Origin of the sequence: Thermoanaerobacter wiegelii Rt8.B1 (assembly GCF_000147695.2) — a bacterium.
In the GTDB taxonomy this organism is placed as follows: domain Bacteria; phylum Bacillota; class Thermoanaerobacteria; order Thermoanaerobacterales; family Thermoanaerobacteraceae; genus Thermoanaerobacter; species Thermoanaerobacter ethanolicus.
The window spans coordinates 1,219,632-1,241,229 of the sequence record NC_015958.1 but is presented as its reverse complement, the minus strand read 5'-3'; the positions used below and the strand labels follow the sequence as shown (position 1 = coordinate 1,241,229).

The window sequence follows — 21,598 nt, the reverse complement described above, 5'->3', positions numbered from 1 at the left end:
CCCCTTTCCCAATATCACTGACCTATGAAATTGTATAATTGGAACAGCGGCATGACAATTGAAATAACTATAAATCCTACCACTGTCGCCAGCATAACAATTATTAATGGCTCTAGAAGAGTAGTCATTTGTGACACAGCTGTATCCACTTCTCCATCATAAAAATCTGCAGTTTTATTCAAGATACTGTCCAATGAACCTGAACTTTCACCAATACTTATCATCTGAATTACCATTGGCGGGAAAATGCCAATTCTTTTTAAAGGTTCTGAAAGTGGTAAGCCTTTTTTTATATCTTCTTGCGCTTTTTTAAGTCCCTCTGCTACTACTGTATTACCCATAACTTTTTCTACTACTTCCATTGCCTTCATAAGCGGTACACCAGCACTTATCAATGTTCCTAAAGTCCTTGTAAACCTGGAAATTAAAATCTTTTTGTTTAGAGGGCCAAAGATTGGCATGTTTAAAAGCATTCTGTCATAAGTGCGCCTTCCTTCAGGTGTCTTCAAAAAACTCGAAATCGAATAAGAAATCACCAAAATTACTCCTGTGTAAAAGTACCAATATTGAGATATAGAACTGCTTATAGCAATAAGTATTCGAGTGGGAAGAGGCAACTGGATTCCAGCGTTTTTAAACATCCCTACAAAAATAGGTAAAACATTTGTCAAAAGAAAAATAACAACCAATACAGCAACAAAAAAACAATGGCAGGATAAGTCAAGGCAGATTTTACCTTTTGATTGAGGTCATTTTCTTTTTCATAGTGGTCTGCCATTTCATTCATAACTTTATCCAAAGTTCCGCTCACTTCCCCTACTTCCACCATGTTATAAAGAAGCATAGGAAAAACGTCTCCGTATTTTTTCATTGCATCAGACAAAGTCCTTCCCTTTTGAACTTCCTCATAAACTTCGCTTATAGCTCTTTTTAGCCTTTTATTCTCCACTTGCTCCTTAATAGTGGCCAAAGCCGTCACGATGGGTATACCTGCATTTATTAAAGTAGCAAATTGTCTACAAAAAACAGCAATATCTTTTATCTTTACCTTTTTAAAAGAGCCAAAATCTAATATGTCCTGTTTTACAACTTCTTCTTTTATGTCAATTATATAATAATTTTTTTGCTTTAAAACATCAATGCACTGAGCCTTTGAATCAACTTCCAAAGTCCCTGTAACGAGATTTCCTCCCATATCCCTTGCCCTATATGCATACAACGGCATATAATCACCTCTATATCATGCGAGAAAAATTCTCTTGGTCCACACAATAGGTCAATGCATCCTCCAAAGAAATAACTCCTCTTTTTAACAGATGTAAAATAGACATATCCATTGTCATCATTCCAAACTTGCTACCTGTTTGAACTGCCGACTGTATCTGGAAAGTCTTCCCTTCTCTTATGAGATTTCTTATAGCAGGAGTAGCAATCATCACTTCTGTCGCAACTACTCTGCCACTGTTGTCCTTTTTAGGTATAAGCTGTTGAGAAATAATTCCCTCTAAAACATTTGAAAGCTGAATTTTTATCTGCTGCTGCTGATGGTGAGGAAAAACATCAATAATCCTATCGATCGTCTTAACGGCTCCTATTGTGTGAAGAGTGGACAAAACAAGATGGCCTGTCTCAGCAGCAGTTATAGCAATTTGGATGGTTTCTAAATCCCTCATCTCTCCCACTAATATAACATCCGGGTCCTCCCTTAAAGCAGCCCTTAAAGCTGAAGCGTAAGATGCCGCATCATGCCCAATCTCTCTTTGATTTACTATGCTTTTGTTGTGTTTATGTAAATATTCTATAGGGTCTTCCAATGTGAGAATATGACAAGTCCTTTTAGAGTTTATCCAATCCACCATCGCAGCCAGTGTAGTAGATTTACCACTGCCAGTAGGTCCTGTTACCAATATAAGCCCTCTTGCCTTTAAAGCTAAGTCTTTAAGTATTGGAGGAAGTCCCAATTCCTCTATTGTAGGTATTCTCAAAGCTACAGACCTTATTGCAAGGCTATAACTTCCCCTTTGTTTGTATACATTTATTCTAAACCTTCCTACTCCTGTAACTGAATAGGACAAATCAATATCTCCATTTTGTTCTAACTTTTTCAATTGCTCACTTGTCAATAAATCCTTAACTATTTCTTCAGTCTGCCCAGGGGTAAAAGGCTCCCCTTCTAATCTTTCTAAATAGCCATTAATTCTAAGAACTGGAGGTACTCCAACCGTTATATGCAAGTCTGAAGCTTTTCTTTCAACTACTAATTTTAAAAGTTCCTTTGTATCCATATCCCTCATTCCTCGTAAGTTAGTCTTATCATTTCATCAATTGTAGTTTTTCCTTGTAATACAAGTCTTTTAGCACTTTCTCGTAAAGTTTTCATGCCATTTTTTACAGCCTGAGCTCCAATAACATCAGAGGAAACCTTAGCATTTATAAGCTCTCTAATATCAGAAGTAACAGTCATTATCTCATATATAGGAATTCTTCCTCTATAGCCTGTTTTATTACAAACAGGGCACCCTCTCCCCTTGTATAAAGTAATGTCTTCATTTTCTGAAATTCCCAATAGCTCTTTTTCGCCTTTGGAAGCTTTATAAGAAATTCTACAGTTATCACATATTTTTCTCGCCAATCTCTGAGCAATGACCCCTACTACAGAAGAAGACACAAGATAAGGCTCTATACCCATATCTATAAGCCTAGTCACCGCTCCCGCCGCATCATTTGTATGCAAAGTGGAAAGGACTAAGTGCCCTGTTATGGCAGAGCGAATAGCTATCTCAGCAGTTTCAGTATCTCTAATTTCTCCAATCATAATTATATCAGGGTCTTGCCTCAAAATTGACCTAAGAGCAGTCGCAAAGGTAAGGCCTGCCTTTTCATTAACTTGTACTTGGTTTATTCCCTCAAGGGAATACTCAACAGGGTCCTCAACAGTTATTATATTAACATTGGGTTTGTTAAGCTCTCTCAGCATTGCATAAAGAGTGGTGGTTTTCCCACTACCTGTAGGACCAGTCAAAAGCACAATGCCATTAGGCCTTTTGATAAGTTTATCAAAGAGCACCAGATCCTCTTCTTCAAAACCTAATTGCTCCTTTGTCATTATAAAATTTTCCTTGTCTAAAAGCCTCAATACCAATTTCTCTCCAAAAACAGTGGGCAACGAAGAAACTCTTATGTCAATATTTTTACCACCTGTAGTAAAATCAAATCTGCCATCTTGAGGAAGTCTTCTTTCAGCGATGTTCATATTAGCCATAATTTTTACTCTTGTCACAACAGGGGCATGGGTACTTTTTATAGTCCTCATAGCTTCTGTTAATTGTCCATCTATCCTAAATCGAATTCTAAGGTCTTTTTCAGTAGGTTCAATGTGAATATCTGAAGCCCTATTTTTTATTGCCTGCTCAATTATAGAATTTACAAAGCGTACAGCAGGCGCGTTTTGTACTTCTTCAAGAATCTCATCTGGCAGCTCTTCTTGACTTTCACTTTGAAACTCCTTTTTAAAATCCTGTACTGCTTTTTCTGCCTGTTCTCTTCCGTAAATTCTATCTATGGCTTTTAAGATGCTTCCTTCAGAAGCAATTAAAGGCTTTACATTTTGTTTCGTAATGATTCTCACATCATCTAGTGCAAAAATATTCAGAGGATCTGCCATTGCTACCAATATACCATCTTCATCTTTTTTTATAGGAATAATAGTATGTCTTTTAGCAACAGCTTCTGGAATTAATTTTGCCACATCTGGGTCAATATAGTATTTTTGCAAATCTACATGTGGAATACCTAATTGAAATTCTAAAGCCTCTAGTATTTGGCTTTCTGTAACATACCCCAATTTAATGAGAACTTTTCCTAACTTTTCTCCTGTTTTGCTCTGAACTTCTATTGCGTGCTTTAGTTGTTCTTCTGTTATAAGCCCTACCTCAACTAAAAGCTCTCCTAGCTTTTTTTTGGCCATAAAATATACCTCCAAAAATAATAAAGCCGACATAAGCCGGTTGCACCACTGTATCCGTGAGGCATAAAGTGCCCGCATATAGCCTCACTTCATCTACTCTTTATAAAATATTCTACAAATTATGCGTAATTCCTTCTTTTAAATACATGTATACCAAATTTTTGTCGAAAAATTCCCCTGTCCACAACTTGAAAGAATAATTAGCTTGATTAAGTAGCATAAAAAGTCCATTAGAATACTTTATTCCATTCTTTTTCGCATGTTTTAAAAGAGCAGTTTCAAAAGGATTGTAAATAAGGTCATATACAAATTTAGCTTTCAAAACCACTTTTTCATCAGCAGGAGAATCTTCTGTATTTGGATACATTCCTACGCTTGTAGTATTAACAAGTATATCTATTTCTGGTAGTTCTTTTACTTCATTTATACTGCAGTAATCGCACTGAATCTTAAATTCCCTTTTAATATATTCTGACAAATCTTTTGCTCTTTCAACACTTCTATTGGCAATTATTATCGAATCTATTCCTTTTAGAGCAAGAGCGACACAAACTGCCTTAGAAGCCCCACCAGCTCCTAAAACAACAGCTTTCCTCCCTTCAATTTTTTCTCCTACTTCTGTTAATGAGTCTATAAAGCCATAGACATCTGTATTATATCCTTTTAATATTCCTCCTTCATTAACTACAGTATTGACTGCGCCAATTTTTAATGCTTCTTCTGAGACCACATCTAGGTATTTAATTATTTTCTCTTTATGAGGTACAGTTACATTAACTCCTCTTATTCCTAAAGCTTTTACTCCTTTTACTGCTTCTTCAAGCTTTTCCGGCAAAACATCAAAAACAGTGTAGACACAATTTAAGTTTAGAGATTTAAAAGCATAGTTATGTATTAAAGGTGATAAACTATGTTCTACAGGATGGCCTATAAGACCATACAGTTTAGTATTTGCATTAATTTTCATATTCCTCAATCCTTTTAAGTACATGTCTTTCCGCCCTTCTCATAAGCTTAGTCCATCCTAATTCCTCTTTCGATAAAGGCTTTACTAAAATAGTATATAAGCCTGCTCTTTTTCCCCCAAAAATATCAGTAAATATTTGGTCTCCTATCAAAGCAGTCTCATTAGGCTTAGCATCTAAAATCTTTAAAGCCTTTTTAAAAGCTCCTTTTCTTGGTTTAATAGCCCAAGCTATTCCAGGTACACCAACTTTTTCTTTAAATTCATTCACTCTTCTTTTAGTGTTATTTGAAATGAGGCAAATTTTAAATCCTTCTTCTTTCATTTTTTCCAACCATTCGATAGTTTGTTTATCAGGAAATTTTGATTTTTGAGGTACCAATGTGTTGTCAATATCTAAGACAAGACTAGTAATTCCTTTTTCTTTTAAAAAATCCAAATCAATTTGATAAATATTTTCCACTATCATATCAGGAATCAACTTTTCATACATATGTTCACCTCATTTTGTTAAAATTATATAATAAAAAAAATAAACTGTCAATACAAACAGTTTTACATGGAAAGCTCTTTAAAAAGCTTATTTAAAGCCTTCTTTTCAATCCTTGAGACATAGGAACGAGATATACCAAGCATCTTTGCTATTTCTCTTTGAGTCCTCACTTTCCCATTGTACAGACCATACCTCATTTCTATAATTAACCGTTCTCTATTTTTTAAAACGCTGTTCATTTTACTGTACAACTTTTTAATTTGAAGTTTTTTCTCCACTTGCTCTGATATTTCATCTTCTTCTGTGCCGAGGACATCCATTAAAGATATCTCATTGCCCTCTTTATCGACACCAATAGGATCCTGTAAAAAAACCTCCCCTTTCATCTTTTTTTCTGCTCTTATAGACATAAGTATCTCATTTTCTATACATCTTGCTGCATATGTGGCAAGATGAGTACCTTTTGAAGAATCAAAAGTAGAAATTGCTTTTATAAGCCCTATTGTTCCAATAGATATCAAGTCGTCTATATCTTTACCAGTTCCACTGTATTTTTTTACTACATGGGCTACCAATCTCAAGTTCCTCTCTATTAAAATATTCCTCGCTTCCTCATCACCGTTTCTATAAGCTTCTAAATATTTTTTTCCTCTTCTGGAGTAAGTGGATTGGGAAAAGAGTTGGTGTTTGTCAAGTAACCAAGATTTAAGATTTCCTTTACAATTGATGCCAAAATTGCAGCAACAACTTCCCACATTGCCGCCACTCCTTTTTTCAACATTACACATCTATTATATGTGTTTTATTTAAAATGGTGCACGTACATCAATATTTCATTATTTCCTCCGCTATTTCTTTGAAAAGAGGGGCAGCTTTAGTTCCTCCAGTATCTCCATTTTTTACAAAAATCGAAATTGCATATTTAGGTTTATCAAAAGGAACAAAACCTGTAAACCAAGCATGATATATATTTAGCTCTTTACTGACTTCAGCAGAACCTGTTTTACCAGCACTGCCATACGTAGTCTCAGCCCTTTTCCCTGTCCCTTCTGGGTCAATAACCACTTCTCTCATCATTCCTTTTAAAATTATGGCTGTTTTTTCGCTTATCACCCTGTAAGACTTTTTCTGAGACAATTTTTCAATTTCTTTCCCTTCTTCATCAATTATTGCAGTCACTAAACGTGGAACATTCCTAACACCGTTATTAGCTATTGTCGCTGCGATATCAGCTGCTTGAAGAGGCGTCATCAGCACATCTCCTTGCCCTATTGACAAATTCCCAATACCTGCTCCATAAGTATCAGACAATTTAGGCAATCTCCCTATTCGCTCAGGTATTGGCAGACCATCATCACTTTCTATTCCAAATTTTCTCGCCATCTCCAAAATATTTTTGGCCCCTGTTATTTGCCCAATCTTTATAAAAGTAGTATTGCAGGAAACTGCAAAACCTTTTACCATGTTTATTACTCCATGACTTTCTCCTTTGTAATCGTGAAATACTATTCCATTTATATCATAACTACCACTGCAATAAAAAGTATCCTGTAAATTCACTTTATTATATTCTAAGGCTGCAGCAGCTATTACAATTTTAAAAATAGAGCCAGGTGGATACATTGAGACAGCTTTGTTTATAAATTCTTCGTTAGAGCTATTTAAATAAGCTTGAATATTATTTTGGTCAAAATTAGGCCTACTTGCCATTGCAAGTATATCACCTGTTTTTATATCTAATACCACTGCTGCTCCATCTACCATATTCTTGTCAAGAACATTCTCTACTGCCTTTTGTATGTGATAATCAAGTGTAGTTTTTACCCCCAAAACTTCTTTTCCAGAAGTTTTTAACCTTACTCCTAACCCTTTTATATAATCAGTATTATTCCCATCAGTAAACACTGCAATGCTATCTTCCCTTTTGCTATTTAAAATTTCATTAAAAGTATCTTCTAAACCCATCTTTTTCTCTCCTACATACCCTATTACATGTCTTGCTAAAGAATTTTGCGAATACCTTTGAGGCAAAGCTAACTTAAAAATGCCTATAGGTAATTTGTTGTTTGAGTTAAATTTAACTTCATATTCCACATAATCTTTTGCACTTTTTAAGGATTTTAACACATCCTCACAGTTTAATGCGGCAATTTCACTTATAACCTTAGCGGCTTTTTCTTTGTCAGTTAACATTTTAGGTATCGCAAATATATATTCTTTATATTCTCTATCAGTAAAAGGAATCATATTCCTGTCGTATATTTCTCCTCTTCTCTCCAAAATTTTAAAGCTTCTAATTTTTTGTTCCACTGCTTTTTGAGAATAAAAATCTCCTTTGATTACCTGAATGTAAAAAAGCCTAAAAATCAATGTTAACGTTAAAATTGACAAAACTACCCTCAAAAAAGCAATCCTATAGTTTCTATTTTCCATAAAACTTTGCTCCTTTCAGGAAAAAGTATTCCCAAAAGGAGCAAGTTTTAACCTAATTTTTAATTTCTCGACGCAGTATAAAAAATTCTTCTACAGGATACTTTACAGGAATTTTCACTATCATTTGAGGATGGGGAGCTACTTCAATCTCATTTCCTTCTTCATCCCACATTTTTTCAATTTGCTGCTCAAACTCTACTTTAGGACCCATAATCTCAATTTTATCTCCCACAAACATCCTATTTCTTTGCTCTACAACAGCAATTCCTGTATTTGGGTCATAATCTTTAACAATTCCTACAAAATCATGAGTCCGTATATATTTTGAAGACTCATAATTTTGAGCATCAGGACCTGGTTTGCCAAAATAAAACCCTGTGGTAAATCCTCTGTGACTTGCTTTAGAAACCTCTTCAAGAAGTTTTTTGTCAAAAACATAATCTATTCCTTTTTCAAGGTAATCGTCAATCGCCTTTCTGTAAGCCCGTGTCACTACAGCAACATAGTAGGCACTTTTGTTTCTTCCCTCAATTTTAAAACTTGTAACTCCAGCCTCAACAAGTTCTGGAATGTACTCTATCATGCATAGGTCTTTAGAATTCATAATATATGTGCCCCTTTCATCTTCGAAAATGGGCATATACTCTCCTGGCCTTTTTTCTTCTACAAGATAATATTTCCACCGGCAAGGTTGTGCACATTCACCTTTATTAGAATCTCTTCCTGTAAGATAATTGCTTAAAAGGCACCTTCCTGAGTAAGAAATGCACATAGCCCCGTGGACAAATGCCTCTAATTCTAAAGTTTTTGGTGTCTTCTCTCTTATCTCTTTTATCTCTTTTAAAGATAGTTCTCTTGCCAAAATTATTCTTTTTGCACCTAAATTATGCCAAAACAGAGCACTTTTATAATTCACATTATTTGCTTGCGTACTTATATGAACATCTACTTCAGGAGCTACTTCTTTTACAATAGAAAAAATCCCTGGGTCAGAAAGAATAATAGCATCTATGCCAAGGTCAACAACTGATTTAATGTATTCAGGCAATCCTTCCAAATCCTCATTGTGGGGAAAGATATTTATAGTAATATATGCTTTTTTTCCACTTTTCCTCACATATTTTATTGCTTCTTTTATCTCTTCAAGAGTCAAACCAACAGAAGCCCTTAAACTATAATGTTTCCCTCCAAAATATACCGCATCTGCTCCGTAATTTATAGCTATTTTTAATCTTTCCAAATCTCCAACTGGTGCCAAAAGCTCTAACATGATGATTCCTCCTTAAAGCTTACCGCTAATCCGTCTCCTAAAGGCAAAATTACCGTGTACAAAGTTTTATCTTGATATAATATTTCTATAAATTCTCTCATTCTGTACACAATAGTTCTTCTCTTATGTTTTACATTTTTCTCATTTACAACATATCCCTTATACAAAATATTGTCCCACAAGATTACGCCCTCTTTGCTTAAAAGTCTTTTCAGTTCTTTGTAAAATTCTATATATTGCCCTTTCGCCGCATCTACAAAAATCAAATCGTACATCTTGGTTAAATTTGGAAGAACATGCTGTGCTTCTCCACAAATAAGCTCGATTCTATCTTCTACTTTTGCTTTCTTAAAATTTTCTTTAGCTATTTCAGCCAAATTTATATCCCTTTCAATAGTGACTACACTAACTTCTGAATAAGCTTTTGCCATTATTATAGTAGAATAGCCAATAGCAGTACCTATCTCTAATATATTGTTAGGCTTTTTTAGCTTCACAATAAAACTTAAAAAATCAGCAACCTCCGGTTTTGCAATAGGGATATAATTTTCGTAGGCATATTTCTCCATCTCATCTAAAGGATATCCAAATTTATGAGCTATCCATCTTATAAATTTTATATCATTTGGAGTTATTTCCATAACTCAACCCTTTCATTTAGTATTATTATTTTCATTTGCTTCAATTTCTTTCTGAGCTTTTAAATGGTCTTCATAAGTTATACTGAAAATATGAGACCCATCTTTCTTTGCAACATAATAGTAAAAGTCATGCTTAGCTGGAAAAAGAGCTGCTTTAATAGATTTAAGTCCAGGATTACAAATGGGACCTATAGGAAGTCCATAGTGTTGGTAGGTATTGTAAGGGGAATCTACCTCCAAATCTTTGTACAAAAGCTTATCCTTGTGTTCCCCTAATGCGTATTGTACAGTAGCATCTATTTGTAGTTTCATATGTTTTTTCAAACGGTTGTATATAACACCTGCAATTAGAGGTCTGTCCTTATCTACCACAGCCTCTTTTTCTATCAGAGAAGCTATTATCACAATTTGATCAGGTGTCATTCCTACATATTTTGCATTATCCTTTATAGTACTATTATAAACTTGTTGAAACCTTTTAAGCATAATATTTATTATTTCTTTTTCGCCAGCCTCTATAGGTATTTGATAAGTATCGGGAAAAAGATACCCTTCTAATCTACTTGGTCTATCTTTAGGTATGTCTTTTAAAAAATCGTAGTTAAAAGTATCTTTTTGTGCAACTTCTAAAAATTTATCTTTATTTACTAAGCCTAATTGCGATAACTTATTGGCTATATCTTTAACAGAATAACCTTCCGGAATTGTCACTTTTATTGTATCCTTTTGTGCTTTACCTGCAAATATTTTTTCTATTATTTGATCAGTAGTCATGTTAGGGCTTAAAAGATATTTTCCTGCTTGTAATTTTCCATCAGCACCTAAAACTTTCGCTCTCCATATAAAAAACCACTCATTCTTAATTAAACTATTCTCCTTTAACACCTTAGCTATTTGCACGGTAGAATACCCTTTTGGAATATTTATAATCTTTTGAGGCGCATCACTTTTTGTAGTTACTGGTTGAAAAAAGCTTTGATAGTATACAAAAGCAGAGAAAAACAAAAAAATTATAGTCGTTATTACCACAGCAAATCTACTTTTTCTTTTGTATTCGACATTATTCATTACATTTCTCTCCCTTGGGTAGGTATACCTAAATTATATAATTAATTAAAAATAAAAACAAGTAAGCCTTCTGCTTACCTGTTTTTATAAAGAATACTTATCTTTTAATCTTTTGTATGTTGCAATCACTACATACCCAAATACACCTGTCACAATAGCTTCACTTAAAGCGATATATAAAGCTACAAGATAATAGGGCATTTTCGTGAAATAACTTACCCATATTGAAACAATAAGAGCATTTAGTATTATAGGAGGCAATATGCCTTTGTAAAAAGTTTTAGTTTTTGATGTAAGGTACGCAGCAAGTAATGTCACTAAACTTCCACCTAAAATATCGATAAGTCCAAAAGGACTTCCTATATTGGCTAATAAACATCCTATAAAAACCCCCCATATTGCTGCCGGCTCTACCATGGGTAATACAACTAAACATTCAGATATTCTAAATTGAATAGGGCCATAAGAAACACTGCCCAAAAGAATAGTAACAACAAAGTAAATGGCTGCAATGGCTCCTGCTTTTACAATGTACTTAGTATCTATTCTTTTCATCTACTTCATCTCCATCGGTTCCATGATTATTTTTAGTATATCATCCATTATCTTGCCAAGAGTGTATTCTAAAGACAAGTACGAACTTAACTCTGGATTAAGATTTAATATCTCCCATAGCTTTTCTAACACTTCTTTTTCTTTAGGATCCACTTTTTCACCTGACAACTCTTTGGCTTGAATCTCTAATTGCTTTTTTCTAAAATCCTCTAACATTTTTTTATTTTGCTCATTTTCATTTATTTTTTGATACGCCTCTTTAAAAGCTTTGTATTCTGGCAACTGTCTTATGGCATTAGCCAGTTCATAAGCTTTGTCGTAGACGTTCATATTTAAGAGCCTCCTGTTTAAATTTCCATTATGATTGGCAATATCATAGGATTTCTCTTAGTTTTTTCATATAAGAAGCTGCTTAAATTGTCTTTTATCATTGATTTTATAGTAGCCCATTCGTTAACTTCCTCTTTCTCACACTTTGATAACACATCTCTGACAATATTTTTGGATTCCTCCATTAAATCCTCTGATTCTCTCACATATACAAATCCTCTGGAAATTATGTCGGGACCCGCTATAATTCCTCCAGTCTCTTTAGAAATAGTAACCACTACTACTAACAAACCATCTTGAGCCAAATGTTTTCTATCTCTTAAAACGATATTCCCTACATCTCCAACTCCCAAGCCATCTACCAACACTTTCCCTGCTGTTACTGTTCCTGCAATCCTTCCAGAATTTTTTGTAAACTCTAATACTGTCCCATTATCTACTACAAAGATATTTTGGGGAGGCATTCCTAAAGTCTCTGCAAGCTTAGCATGCTGAACTAAATGTCTGTATTCTCCATGAACAGGAATGAAAAATTTAGGTTTTATTAATGTATGAAGTAGCTTAATCTCTTCTTGACAGGCGTGACCCGATACGTGAATATCTGCCAATGCTTCATAAATTACATTGGCACCTTTTTTAAATAATTGGTTGATGACGCGAGAAATAAGTTTTTCATTTCCCGGAATAGCAGAAGCAGAAATTATCACTGTATCTCCCGGTACAATCTCTACTTTTTTATGCTCAGAAGAAGCCATTCTGGTAAGAGCTGACATAGGTTCCCCTTGGCTGCCTGTCGTTATAATAACAACTTTATCATGGGGCAATTTATTGGCTTCATCAATATCAATCAAAAGGCCATCAGGAACAATTAAATAGCCTAATTCCATCGCTACATTAACTACATTTAACATGCTTCTGCCTGAAATAGCAACCTTTCTTCCATACTTGTGCGCAGAATCTATAATTTGTTGAACTCTGTGGATGTTAGAAGCAAAAGTTGCCACTATGATTCGTTGTTCTGCTTTTCTAAATATACTGTCAAAAGTCTCTCCCACTGTCCTTTCTGACATGGTATAACCCGGTCTTTCAATATTGGTACTATCACATAGCATTACTAGTACCCCTTTTTCCCCTAACTGGGCAAAGCGGTGTAAGTCTGGTATTTCTCCCCCTATAGGGGTAAAGTCTACTTTGAAATCCCCCGAGTGGAAAACCGTCCCAACAGGAGTATGAATAGCTAAAGCCGCAGAATCTGCAATGCTATGAGAGGTTCTTATAAACTCCACTTTAAACTGACCAATTTCGACAATCTCTCTTGGCTTCACCGTTATCAATTTACTGTCTTTTAAAATACCATGCTCTTTTAACTTATATTCTACTAAACCTATAGTCAGACGAGTCCCATATACAGGAACATTAAGTTGCTTTAAGACATATGGTAAAGCTCCAATATGGTCTTCATGACCATGTGTTAAAACAATTGCCTTAACCTTTTCCCTATTTTTCAATAAATAAGTAATGTCGGGAATGACCAAATCTATTCCCAACATTTCATCATCTGGAAAAGCGAGACCGCAATCCACAACTATAATGTCGTTTCCGAATTCAAAAACAGTCATGTTTTTGCCAATCTCATTTAACCCGCCCAAAGGAATGATTTTAAGTTTTGCCTTGTGTGCCAAATACTTATCTCCTTTCATTAGATATTTTTAGCTTTAATTTTATTTTCCCCCAAAAACCCAAAAAACTTACCCGTACCTTACACCAGTTAATATAAATTATACTTTATTTGAAAAAATACTTCAACCCTATTAATGTAAATTATTTCTTAAACAAAATCCAAAATCTCACTATAAGTTTAATTATACCTGCTCCTACATTTGCTACAATAGCCAAAAAATTTCACATTATGATCTATTATTTCAAAATCTTTAGTCTCTTCTATTGCCTCTTCTAAATTCTCCAAAAGGTCTCCTTCCATTTCTATAACTGCTCCGCATTTTAAACAAATCAAATGATGATGCTGATGGTTTTCATTATGATATAGCTCGTATCTATTTCGACCATCGTCAAAATTTAATTTATAGACAATACCTAATTCCTCAAATAACTGAAGGGTCCTATAAACTGTAGCAAGCCCTATTTCAGGATATTTTAGCCTTACAAGGTCATATATTTCCTCAGAGGAAAGATGTTTATCCCTATTTTCCATAATGACGTCCAATATCACACGCCTTTGAGTTGTCAACTTATATCCCTTATCTTTTAATTTTTCTTTAAATTTTTCAATTTCATTCATCTAAATCACCACCAAATAATATCAACTACTATTAGTTTATGATATTCATTTTCAATTGTCAAACACTTTTTTTGATTTTTTAGCAAATATCAAATTTTATAATAGACAAAGATATTTCAATTGAGAATCTCATTTCCCTTTTACATAGAAATCAAATTTTGGGGATATATAAAATTAAGATATACCAAAGCGGTATATCTTAATTAAATTTCACTTTAATTTAATTTACTTTTCTTCATCAAAATCATCATCATAATATTCTTCATACTCTTCCATCAGTTCATTGTATGCTTCGACAGCATCATTGAACTCATCTTCGTCTTCAATCCCTACAAAAATATCATTGCCATTTTCATCTTGTTCCACTCTCAGGATGTAAGCATCTTCTCCATCACCATCGACAGGGACCACAACTGCATACCTGGTATCGTCAAGGTCAAATGATGCTACAAGTTCGAAGTCTACTTCATGGCCGTGCTCGTCGATTAGCTGAATGATTTCTGGTTCCATACTATTTCACCTCAATTCTACTTCAAGATAATGTAATTGTATAACATACCAAAAAGACTGTCAAGTTTTTAATAAAAATTTATTTATTTTTTTGTGAATCTAAGTAGTTCTGAAGTATAAGAACTGCAGCCAGCTTATCAATTACTTCTTTTCTCTTTGCCCTACTTATATCAGCTTTTTCTATTAAAACCCTTTGTGCTTCTACTGTAGTAAGCCTTTCATCCCACAAGATTATTGGTATACTAAAAGCTTCCTTCAAGTGTTCAACAAATCTCACAACTTTTTGTCCTTGTGGCCCCAAAGTCCCACTCATATTCTTAGGTAATCCTACAATTATCATTCCCACTTCATATTCATTTATTATTTGTTTTATTCTCTCAAAATCTTTTTTGTTACTACTTCTTTTAATAGTAGTAAGTCCCTGTGCAATTGTGCCTGATAAGTCACTTATAGCTACCCCGATTGTTTTATCACCCACATCTAAACCCATAATCCTCAAAGAAACCTCTCCATTCTAAAATTGCCTCACACAAAGTGAGGCAATTTCATTTTTCTTATTTTTGGGAAGACAAATACTCTCTCAAAAGTTCTTCTACTAATTCATCTCTTTCAATTTTTCTTATCAAATTTCTCGCATTTTTATGGCTGGTTATATAAGTAGGGTCCCCAGACAATATATAACCTACTATTTGATTAATTGGATTATAACCTTTTTCAGAAAGTGCTTCATACACTGCTGTCAATATCTCTTTAACAGTTTTTCTATCAGTTGTAACGTGATACCTCAGAGTCTGTTCGTTTTTATCTACCATAATATATCACCTCTAGATACATTTAACTACCATCAACTTTATAATAACCTATATTTACTTGGCTAGTCAAGCTTTTCTCAATTTTTTAACTGTTCTTTTACAATATCTATCGCTTTGTTTAACGCTTCATCTACCTTAGATAGATTTTTGCCTGTTCCTTGAGCCATGTCTGGTCTTCCACCGCCATTTCCTTCAGATACTTTGCACACCTCTTTAATAATAGCTCCCATGTCTATCCCTTTTTGAACAACATCTTTAGTAGCCATACCGACAAATATAGCTTTTTCTGGGGTAGAAGATGCTAATACTACTGCAGCAATTTTTAATTTATCTTTTAAAATATCTCCTAATGCCTTCAAAGCCTCACTATCATAATCTTCAACCTTTGAAACCACTACTTTTATACCATCTAATGAAATAGCAGAATTGATTAAACTATCAGCCAAAATAGAAGCCATTTTTATTTTTAATTGTTCTATCTCTTTATCTTTTGTCTTTAAAACTTGCTGCAAACTCTCAATTTTTGAAATTATCTCTTTATCTTGGACTTTTAATAAATCAGAAGCCTCTTTTAATATTTCTTCTTTCTCTCCTAAATATTTTATTGCGGCAAGTCCTGTTAAAGCTTCAATTCTTCTTAAACCTGCACCAACTGCACTTTCAGATACAATCTTAAAAATCCCTATTTCGTTAGTATTTTTAACATGAGTTCCACCGCAAAGTTCCATGCTGTAATCATCAATTTTTACAACCCTTACTTTATCACCATACTTTTCTGTAAATAACGCAACAGCCCCTTCTTTCACTGCCTCATCATAAGTTTTTTCTTCAATATGAACATTTAAACTTTGGTATATCTTTTCATTAACCCTATTTTCTATTTGCTTTAGCTCTTCTTTAGTCACCGCTTGATAATGTGAAAAATCAAATCTTAATCGATCATCAGCCACAAGAGAACCAGCTTGATGAACATGGTCGCCTAAAATCTCCTTTAGGGCTTTATGAAGAAGATGAGTTGCAGTGTGGTTTCTTGCAGCATTCCTTCGACTTACCACATCAATTTGAGCTTTTACTTCATCTCCTACTGAAATTAAACCTCTTTCAATTGTTCCAGTGTGTATAAACTTATCTCCTATTTTTTTACAGTCATTTACTTTTATCAAAGCATTTTCATTCTCTAGAACTCCCTTGTCTCCTATCTGCCCACCACTTTCAGCATAGAAAGGAGTAACATCTAATATGATACTCACATCATCTCCAGCTTCTGCTTCCTCAACAAGCTCTTCATCTTTTACAATAGCTAAAACTTTTGAATCGCTTTCATAAGTATCATATCCCACAAATTTTGTTTTAATATCTCCTAAAGTAGAATATATGTCTTGTTCCCACAAACTATTATCTTCTTTTCTGCTGCTTCTCGCTCTTATCCTTTGTTTCTCCAACTCCTTTGTATATCCTTCTTCATCAACAGTAATGCCAGCTTCTTGCAAAATTTCTTTTGTTAAATCCAATGGGAACCCATAGGTATCGTATAGTTTAAAAGCTTTAGAACCTTCTAATACGGTTTTTCCTTGTACTTTTAGTTCGCTTATATAATCTTGTAAAATTGTAAGTCCTTGGTCTATTGTCTCCTTAAATCTTTCTTCTTCCAGTTTGATTATTCGCTTTATATAGTCCTTTCTCTCAATTATTTCAGGATATGCCTCTCCATAATTTTCTATGACTGAATCAACCACTTTATACAAGAAGGTATCGTTTATCCCCAGCAATTTACCGTGCCTTGCAGCCCTTCTTAAAAGCCTTCTCAAAACATAGCCTCTTCCTTCATTAGAAGGCAGAATTCCATCTGATATCATGAAAGTTATCCCTCTTATATGGTCAGTGATAACTCTCAAAGACACATCTTTTTCTGCATCTTTTCCATACTCTACTTCCGCAATCTTAGATACAAAATTAGTAATGCCTCTTATTACGTCTACATCAAATATGCTGTCGACTCCCTGCATTATTGTGGCTATCCTCTCAAGTCCCATGCCTGTATCAATATTTGGATTTGGCAACCTGTGATAATTTCCTCGTTCGTCTTTATTAAACTGGGTAAAAACTAAATTCCAGAATTCAATAAACCTATCGCAATCACAGCCAACTCCACAAGTAGGCTTCCCACAGCCTTTTTCTTCACCTCTGTCAAAATAAATCTCTGAAGAGGGGCCACAAGGTCCTGTGCCAATCTCCCAGAAATTATCTTCTTTCCCCATCCTCACAATTCTTTCAGGAGGTAACCCAACTATTTTATTCCAAATCTCAAATGCTTCATCGTCTTCCTCATAAATTGATACCCATAACCTGTCAACTGGCAACTTCAAAATTTCTGTTACAAATTCCCAGGCCCACGGAATAGCTTCTTTTTTGAAATAATCACCAAAAGAAAAGTTACCCAACATTTCAAAAAAAGTACCGTGACGTGCTGTTTTACCCACTCTTTCAATATCCGGTGTCCTTATACATCTTTGGCAAGTAGTTACTCGTTTGCTGGGGGGAGTTTCTTTTCCTGTAAAATAGGGTTTTAAAGGAGCCATTCCAGAATTAATTAATAATAAACTTTTATCATTTTTAGGAATTAGAGAAAAACTTGGTAGTCTCAGGTGCCCTTTGCTTTCAAAAAAGCTTAAAAATTTTTCTCTAATTTCGTTCATCCCGAGTTTTTCCATAAAAATCCTCCTTTTTGATACAATAAAAACCGTCCCAAATTGGGGACGGGCTTTTACCCGCTCTTTTTTGAGTATATTATACAAGATTGAATATAACAAGTCAATAACTGGTTTATTTCTCAATAAAAATTTCTGTTACAATAACTTTCCCTATTGCTACAACAGGCACAGATAATAAAAGCCCCCAGACGCCAAAAAGTTCCTCTCCTGCAATCAATGAAAAAATCACTGTAATAGGATGAAGCCCTACACTGTCGCTAATTATTTTAGGTGTTATAAAGGCATTTTCTATCTGTTGCACTAAAAGACACACAAGTAAAGCCCAAAAGCCTTTAGATAAAGAATCAAGGAGCCCTATTAAAACAGCAGGAATAATTGATAAGATAGGCCCTATGTAGGGAATTATATTTAATATTCCTGCCAATATTCCTATTAAAAAAGCATATTTAACTTTAATTAGAGAAAGGCCTATACTTGTAAAAATAGCAACAAAGATAGAAAGATATATTTGTGCTCTTATGTATTTACTTAAAATTTTGTCTATTTTTTTTAAAAGAGCAAAAAAACTATCATGATATTTGGAGGGAATCATTCTTTCAATTTCTTTTTCAAATACATTTTTATCTTTTAAAAGATAAAAAGTAATAATCGGTACAATTATCACGTCTATAATATCTTTTAATATTGCAACAGTAGATTTAAAAACCAAATCGACACGAGAGGCAAAAAGATTATTTAGGGCATTCAAATTTTTATCTAAAACTTTTTCAAATTGAGGGGGCAAATAAGAAAAATAGTTAAATTTTAGTTGAATCAAAATTTTTTGTAGTTCTTCAGTATAGAAAGGTATCATTTTCACAAAAATAACTATTTCATTTATCAACAAAGGGAGAATGTAAAAAGAAAAAAATAGTATTACCAAAGCAACAATTAAAAACAGTAGAAGAATAGACAAAAAAGTAGAAAAGCCCTTTGAATTAAAAAATTTTACCATTGGATTTAATAAATAGGCTATTAAAGCGGAAACAAAAAAAGGGGAAAGTATATTTTTAATACTCACCAAATTCTTTATAAAAAAATACAATAAGCCTATGGCACCAATGATTAAAAAAAGTAGATACACTTTTTTAACTTGCATTTTATCACCTGAAAAATCTATCTAATTTTTATTTTGTTCATTGTACGCCATATTTTTGTCATATTTTTTTCTATCATATCTTTATAACGTCTATATTTTCTCATATCTATTTTGGGAATTATATATGCAGCAGCTACTATTCCTGCCAAAAATCCCTTTATATATTTGTCTCTATTCATAAAAGCCCTCCTTTGAAATCTAAAAAAGTTTCTGCTTTTTATAGATTTCCCTCTTTAAAATAAAAAATGCACACTTTTTGTGTGCACTATCTCACCTTTTTTTCAATTATTCCTCCTCCTACTACTACATCTTTATCGTAAAAGACAACTGATTGTCCTGGAGTTATAGCTCTTTGAGGTTTTAAAAATTTTACTAATACTTTATCTTCTTCATATGGCTTTATTATAGCCTCTTCTTCTTTAGCTGTATAACGTATTTTTGCAGTTACCTTCATTTCCCTTTTAAGTTTTTCAATGGAAATAAAATTGTTATTTGAGGATATTAGCTCCTCTCCCCACACATCTTCTTGATGTCCAACAACAACTACGTTGTTTTTTACATCTATATCCACGACGTATAAAGGTCTATCAGAAGATAAACCCAATCCTCTTCTCTGACCAATTGTATAGTGTATTATTCCTTTATGATACCCTAAAAATTTACCGTGAACATCTCTAAATTCTCCTGGCTTTATTTCATCTTTAACTTGCCTTTTTATAAATCCGCTGTAATCATTATCTGGGATAAAACAAATTTCTTGACTCTCTGGCTTTTTAGCAACAGGTAGCTTTAACCCCTCTGCCAAAGCTCTTATTTCTTCTTTTTTGTAATTTCCTAAAGGGAAAAGAGCATGTTCTAACTGCTTCTGTGTCAAACGATATAAGACATAGCTTTGATCCTTAGAAGAATCTATACCTTTTTTAATAAATATCTTTTTGTTTTTTCATCATAGTCTTTTCTGACATAATGGCCTGTAGCAATGTAATAAGCTCCCAACTCAAATGCTTTCTCTAGAAGCTCTCCAAATTTTATTTGCCTATTACACAATACACAAGGATTAGGAGTCCTTCCTTTTAAATATTCATTGATAAAATAATTTACTATTTTATCATAAAAGACTTCACTAAAATCAACTGTGTAATGAGGTACTCCCAACATCTCTGCAACTTTTTTTGCATCTTGTGTAGCTCTTAAAGAACAACAGCTCTTATCGCTATCAAAAGCTTTAGCTGCATGGTCTACCCATACTTTCATTGTAAGGCCTATAACATCAAATCCTTCTTTTTTTAAAAGATATGCAGCTACAGAGCTATCTACTCCTCCACTCATTCCAATTGCTACTCTATTGTTTATCTCCATATTATATATAAAATCCTCCCCTAAAAGTCCTAAAATTATTATTTCCCTAAATGTAATACATAAAAGCACTTTTTTGATTTAATCGCCTGTAATCATCCACCATATCCTGTAAAGTAATAGAGTCTATCACTTTATTTATACTGTCTCTTATTCTTTCCATCACCAACTTTGTCGGACAACCTCCTGCTCTGCTGCACTCAAAAGGAGTATCTTCCAAAACGCAATCTGCAGGAGCCAGTGATCCTTCCAATGTTCTTATCACATCTCCAACGGTTATCTTATCAGGAGGAGCTGCTAGCATATATCCTCCCTGTGCTCCTCTGACACTTTTCACAAGGTCAGCTTTTCTAAGAATTGCTATAAGCTGTTCTAAATAATGCTCAGAAAGTCCCTCATTTTCTGCTATAGTTTTTAAAGAAATCGGGCCCTCCCCGTAGTAAAGGGCTAATTCAAACATAGCTTGTATCCCATATCGACCTTTTGTAGATAGTTTCACGATTATCCACCCCTGAATTCCTACTATTTTACCAGGATTTCAACAAAAAGAATACCACTTAAAAAAGTGGTTGTCAACACTTAATTTTCTATAATTCTTTTGCTTTATCTTGCAAAGAACCCGGCATTATTTGCATTAGTTCTATTCTATTTCCATCAGGGTCTTCTATCCAATATTGATAATTTCCATCTGCTCCCATCATAGGCTGCCCCTTTATTTCCAAGCCTCTCTTTCTTAGTTCTTCTAATGTAGCAAAAATATCATCTACATGTAGACACAAATGTTTAAACCCTATCCTTTCATCTTCATCTTTTCCCTTGTCTATCCCTCCGTGGAAAAGTTCAATGAATTGTCCTTCCACCACTTTTAAGTACACAAGCATTAATTCCCCATTTTCATGGTTAAGCCTAAAAGCTTCTTTTAGTCCCAATTTGCCACAGTAAAATTCTAAACTTTCATCAAGGTCTTTAACTTTGTAGGCTACATGGCCTAAACCTATTATCATTTTAAAACCTCCCAAAAATATTATTCCTTTTCATTTTTATTATAACA

20 protein-coding genes, 3 pseudogenes and 1 riboswitch are annotated in these 21,598 nt (G+C 33.9%); all 23 genes and pseudogenes read right to left on the bottom strand.

Annotated features, from left to right (window positions below):
* Positions 1 to 14: 14 nt before the first annotated feature.
* A pseudogene (locus THEWI_RS06035) lies at positions 15 to 1,225 on the bottom strand (type II secretion system F family protein).
* Between the two features lie 10 nt (positions 1,226 to 1,235).
* Positions 1,236 to 2,285, bottom strand: coding sequence for a type IV pilus twitching motility protein PilT (locus tag THEWI_RS06030; RefSeq protein ID WP_014062798.1), 1,050 nt, complete (start codon positions 2,283 to 2,285; stop codon positions 1,236 to 1,238).
* Between the two features lie 5 nt (positions 2,286 to 2,290).
* A complete protein-coding gene (gspE, locus tag THEWI_RS06025) occupies positions 2,291 to 3,967 on the bottom strand; it encodes a type II secretion system ATPase GspE (protein WP_006570472.1) in 1,677 nt (558 codons plus the stop codon).
* A gap of 26 nt (positions 3,968 to 3,993) precedes the next feature.
* Positions 3,994 to 4,076, bottom strand: a riboswitch (cyclic di-GMP riboswitch).
* 3 nt (positions 4,077 to 4,079) lie between these two features.
* Entirely contained in the window at positions 4,080 to 4,934 is an 855-nt protein-coding gene (aroE, locus tag THEWI_RS06020) for a shikimate dehydrogenase (RefSeq protein WP_041589323.1), read from the bottom strand.
* Positions 4,924 to 5,424: a YqeG family HAD IIIA-type phosphatase gene (locus THEWI_RS06015; RefSeq protein ID WP_006570474.1), complete on the bottom strand. Its 501-nt coding sequence runs from the start codon at positions 5,422 to 5,424 to the stop codon at positions 4,924 to 4,926. Before THEWI_RS06015 ends, aroE begins: the two co-directional genes overlap by 11 nt.
* 62 nt (positions 5,425 to 5,486) lie before the next feature.
* Positions 5,487 to 6,181: pseudogene (gene sigK / locus THEWI_RS06010) on the bottom strand (RNA polymerase sporulation sigma factor SigK).
* 68 nt (positions 6,182 to 6,249) lie between these two features.
* Positions 6,250 to 7,857 carry a peptidoglycan D,D-transpeptidase FtsI family protein gene (locus THEWI_RS06005; protein ID WP_014062795.1) on the bottom strand — a complete coding sequence of 536 codons (1,608 nt, stop codon included), beginning with the start codon at positions 7,855 to 7,857 and terminating at the stop codon, positions 6,250 to 6,252.
* 52 nt (positions 7,858 to 7,909) lie between these two features.
* A complete protein-coding gene (locus THEWI_RS06000; RefSeq protein ID WP_014062794.1) occupies positions 7,910 to 9,127 on the bottom strand; it encodes a peptidase U32 family protein in 1,218 nt (405 codons plus the stop codon).
* Positions 9,121 to 9,768, bottom strand: coding sequence for an O-methyltransferase (locus THEWI_RS05995; RefSeq protein WP_014062793.1), 648 nt, complete (start codon positions 9,766 to 9,768; stop codon positions 9,121 to 9,123). The genes THEWI_RS06000 and THEWI_RS05995 overlap by 7 nt, the downstream gene beginning before the upstream one ends.
* A 12-nt stretch (positions 9,769 to 9,780) precedes the next feature.
* The gene (mltG, locus tag THEWI_RS05990; RefSeq protein ID WP_014062792.1) at positions 9,781 to 10,836 is read right to left on the bottom strand and encodes an endolytic transglycosylase MltG; all 1,056 of its coding nucleotides are present in this window, start codon (positions 10,834 to 10,836) and stop codon (positions 9,781 to 9,783) included.
* An 84-nt stretch (positions 10,837 to 10,920) separates the two neighbouring features.
* Entirely contained in the window at positions 10,921 to 11,391 is a 471-nt protein-coding gene (locus THEWI_RS05985; protein WP_014062791.1) for a QueT transporter family protein, read from the bottom strand.
* Positions 11,392 to 11,721, bottom strand: coding sequence for a YlbF family regulator (locus THEWI_RS05980; RefSeq protein ID WP_003869801.1), 330 nt, complete (start codon positions 11,719 to 11,721; stop codon positions 11,392 to 11,394). It abuts the gene before it with no gap.
* A gap of 17 nt (positions 11,722 to 11,738) precedes the next feature.
* The gene (locus tag THEWI_RS05975; protein WP_014062790.1) at positions 11,739 to 13,403 is read right to left on the bottom strand and encodes a ribonuclease J; all 1,665 of its coding nucleotides are present in this window, start codon (positions 13,401 to 13,403) and stop codon (positions 11,739 to 11,741) included.
* Positions 13,404 to 13,579: 176 nt separating this feature from the next.
* The gene (locus THEWI_RS05970; RefSeq protein WP_003869799.1) at positions 13,580 to 14,020 is read right to left on the bottom strand and encodes a Fur family transcriptional regulator; all 441 of its coding nucleotides are present in this window, start codon (positions 14,018 to 14,020) and stop codon (positions 13,580 to 13,582) included.
* A 225-nt stretch (positions 14,021 to 14,245) separates the two neighbouring features.
* Positions 14,246 to 14,530: a DUF1292 domain-containing protein gene (locus THEWI_RS05965; RefSeq protein ID WP_014062789.1), complete on the bottom strand. Its 285-nt coding sequence runs from the start codon at positions 14,528 to 14,530 to the stop codon at positions 14,246 to 14,248.
* A gap of 79 nt (positions 14,531 to 14,609) precedes the next feature.
* Complete coding sequence (ruvX, locus tag THEWI_RS05960) at positions 14,610 to 15,029, bottom strand: Holliday junction resolvase RuvX (RefSeq protein WP_014062788.1); 420 nt, start codon at positions 15,027 to 15,029, stop codon at positions 14,610 to 14,612.
* 55 nt (positions 15,030 to 15,084) lie between these two features.
* On the bottom strand, positions 15,085 to 15,342 hold the full coding sequence (locus THEWI_RS05955; RefSeq protein ID WP_003869796.1) for an IreB family regulatory phosphoprotein: 258 nt from the start codon (positions 15,340 to 15,342) through the stop codon (positions 15,085 to 15,087).
* A gap of 77 nt (positions 15,343 to 15,419) precedes the next feature.
* Positions 15,420 to 18,053, bottom strand: coding sequence for an alanine--tRNA ligase (gene alaS, locus THEWI_RS05950; protein ID WP_003869795.1), 2,634 nt, complete (start codon positions 18,051 to 18,053; stop codon positions 15,420 to 15,422).
* Between the two features lie 112 nt (positions 18,054 to 18,165).
* Positions 18,166 to 19,191 carry an AI-2E family transporter gene (locus THEWI_RS05945; protein WP_014062787.1) on the bottom strand — a complete coding sequence of 342 codons (1,026 nt, stop codon included), beginning with the start codon at positions 19,189 to 19,191 and terminating at the stop codon, positions 18,166 to 18,168.
* A gap of 17 nt (positions 19,192 to 19,208) precedes the next feature.
* On the bottom strand, positions 19,209 to 19,370 hold the full coding sequence (locus tag THEWI_RS14370; RefSeq protein WP_003869793.1) for a hypothetical protein: 162 nt from the start codon (positions 19,368 to 19,370) through the stop codon (positions 19,209 to 19,211).
* Between the two features lie 86 nt (positions 19,371 to 19,456).
* Positions 19,457 to 20,550 (bottom strand): annotated as a pseudogene (mnmA, locus tag THEWI_RS05940) (tRNA 2-thiouridine(34) synthase MnmA).
* Positions 20,551 to 20,596: 46 nt separating this feature from the next.
* A complete protein-coding gene (locus tag THEWI_RS05935) occupies positions 20,597 to 21,046 on the bottom strand; it encodes an RrF2 family transcriptional regulator (RefSeq protein ID WP_003868830.1) in 450 nt (149 codons plus the stop codon).
* A gap of 88 nt (positions 21,047 to 21,134) precedes the next feature.
* Complete coding sequence (locus THEWI_RS05930; RefSeq protein WP_014062785.1) at positions 21,135 to 21,551, bottom strand: VOC family protein; 417 nt, start codon at positions 21,549 to 21,551, stop codon at positions 21,135 to 21,137.
* Positions 21,552 to 21,598: the final 47 nt, after the last annotated feature.

Bases quoted from the DNA above. Each gene is read 5' to 3' on its own strand.
- THEWI_RS06030 (WP_014062798.1), bottom strand. From the start codon at position 2,285: ATGGATACAAAGGAACTTTTAAAATTAGTAGTTGAAAGAAAAGCTTCA.
- gspE (WP_006570472.1), bottom strand. From the start codon at position 3,967: ATGGCCAAAAAAAAGCTAGGAGAGCTTTTAGTTGAGGTAGGGCTTATA.
- aroE (WP_041589323.1), bottom strand. From the start codon at position 4,934: ATGAAAATTAATGCAAATACTAAACTGTATGGTCTTATAGGCCATCCT.
- THEWI_RS06015 (WP_006570474.1), bottom strand. From the start codon at position 5,424: ATGTATGAAAAGTTGATTCCTGATATGATAGTGGAAAATATTTATCAA.
- THEWI_RS06005 (WP_014062795.1), bottom strand. From the start codon at position 7,857: ATGGAAAATAGAAACTATAGGATTGCTTTTTTGAGGGTAGTTTTGTCA.
- THEWI_RS06000 (WP_014062794.1), bottom strand. From the start codon at position 9,127: ATGTTAGAGCTTTTGGCACCAGTTGGAGATTTGGAAAGATTAAAAATA.
- THEWI_RS05995 (WP_014062793.1), bottom strand. From the start codon at position 9,768: ATGGAAATAACTCCAAATGATATAAAATTTATAAGATGGATAGCTCAT.
- mltG (WP_014062792.1), bottom strand. From the start codon at position 10,836: ATGAATAATGTCGAATACAAAAGAAAAAGTAGATTTGCTGTGGTAATA.
- THEWI_RS05985 (WP_014062791.1), bottom strand. From the start codon at position 11,391: ATGAAAAGAATAGATACTAAGTACATTGTAAAAGCAGGAGCCATTGCA.
- THEWI_RS05980 (WP_003869801.1), bottom strand. From the start codon at position 11,721: ATGAACGTCTACGACAAAGCTTATGAACTGGCTAATGCCATAAGACAG.
- THEWI_RS05970 (WP_003869799.1), bottom strand. From the start codon at position 14,020: ATGAATGAAATTGAAAAATTTAAAGAAAAATTAAAAGATAAGGGATAT.
- THEWI_RS05965 (WP_014062789.1), bottom strand. From the start codon at position 14,530: ATGGAACCAGAAATCATTCAGCTAATCGACGAGCACGGCCATGAAGTA.
- THEWI_RS05955 (WP_003869796.1), bottom strand. From the start codon at position 15,342: ATGGTAGATAAAAACGAACAGACTCTGAGGTATCACGTTACAACTGAT.
- alaS (WP_003869795.1), bottom strand. From the start codon at position 18,053: ATGGAAAAACTCGGGATGAACGAAATTAGAGAAAAATTTTTAAGCTTT.
- THEWI_RS05945 (WP_014062787.1), bottom strand. From the start codon at position 19,191: ATGCAAGTTAAAAAAGTGTATCTACTTTTTTTAATCATTGGTGCCATA.
- THEWI_RS14370 (WP_003869793.1), bottom strand. From the start codon at position 19,370: ATGAATAGAGACAAATATATAAAGGGATTTTTGGCAGGAATAGTAGCT.
- THEWI_RS05930 (WP_014062785.1), bottom strand. From the start codon at position 21,551: ATGATAATAGGTTTAGGCCATGTAGCCTACAAAGTTAAAGACCTTGAT.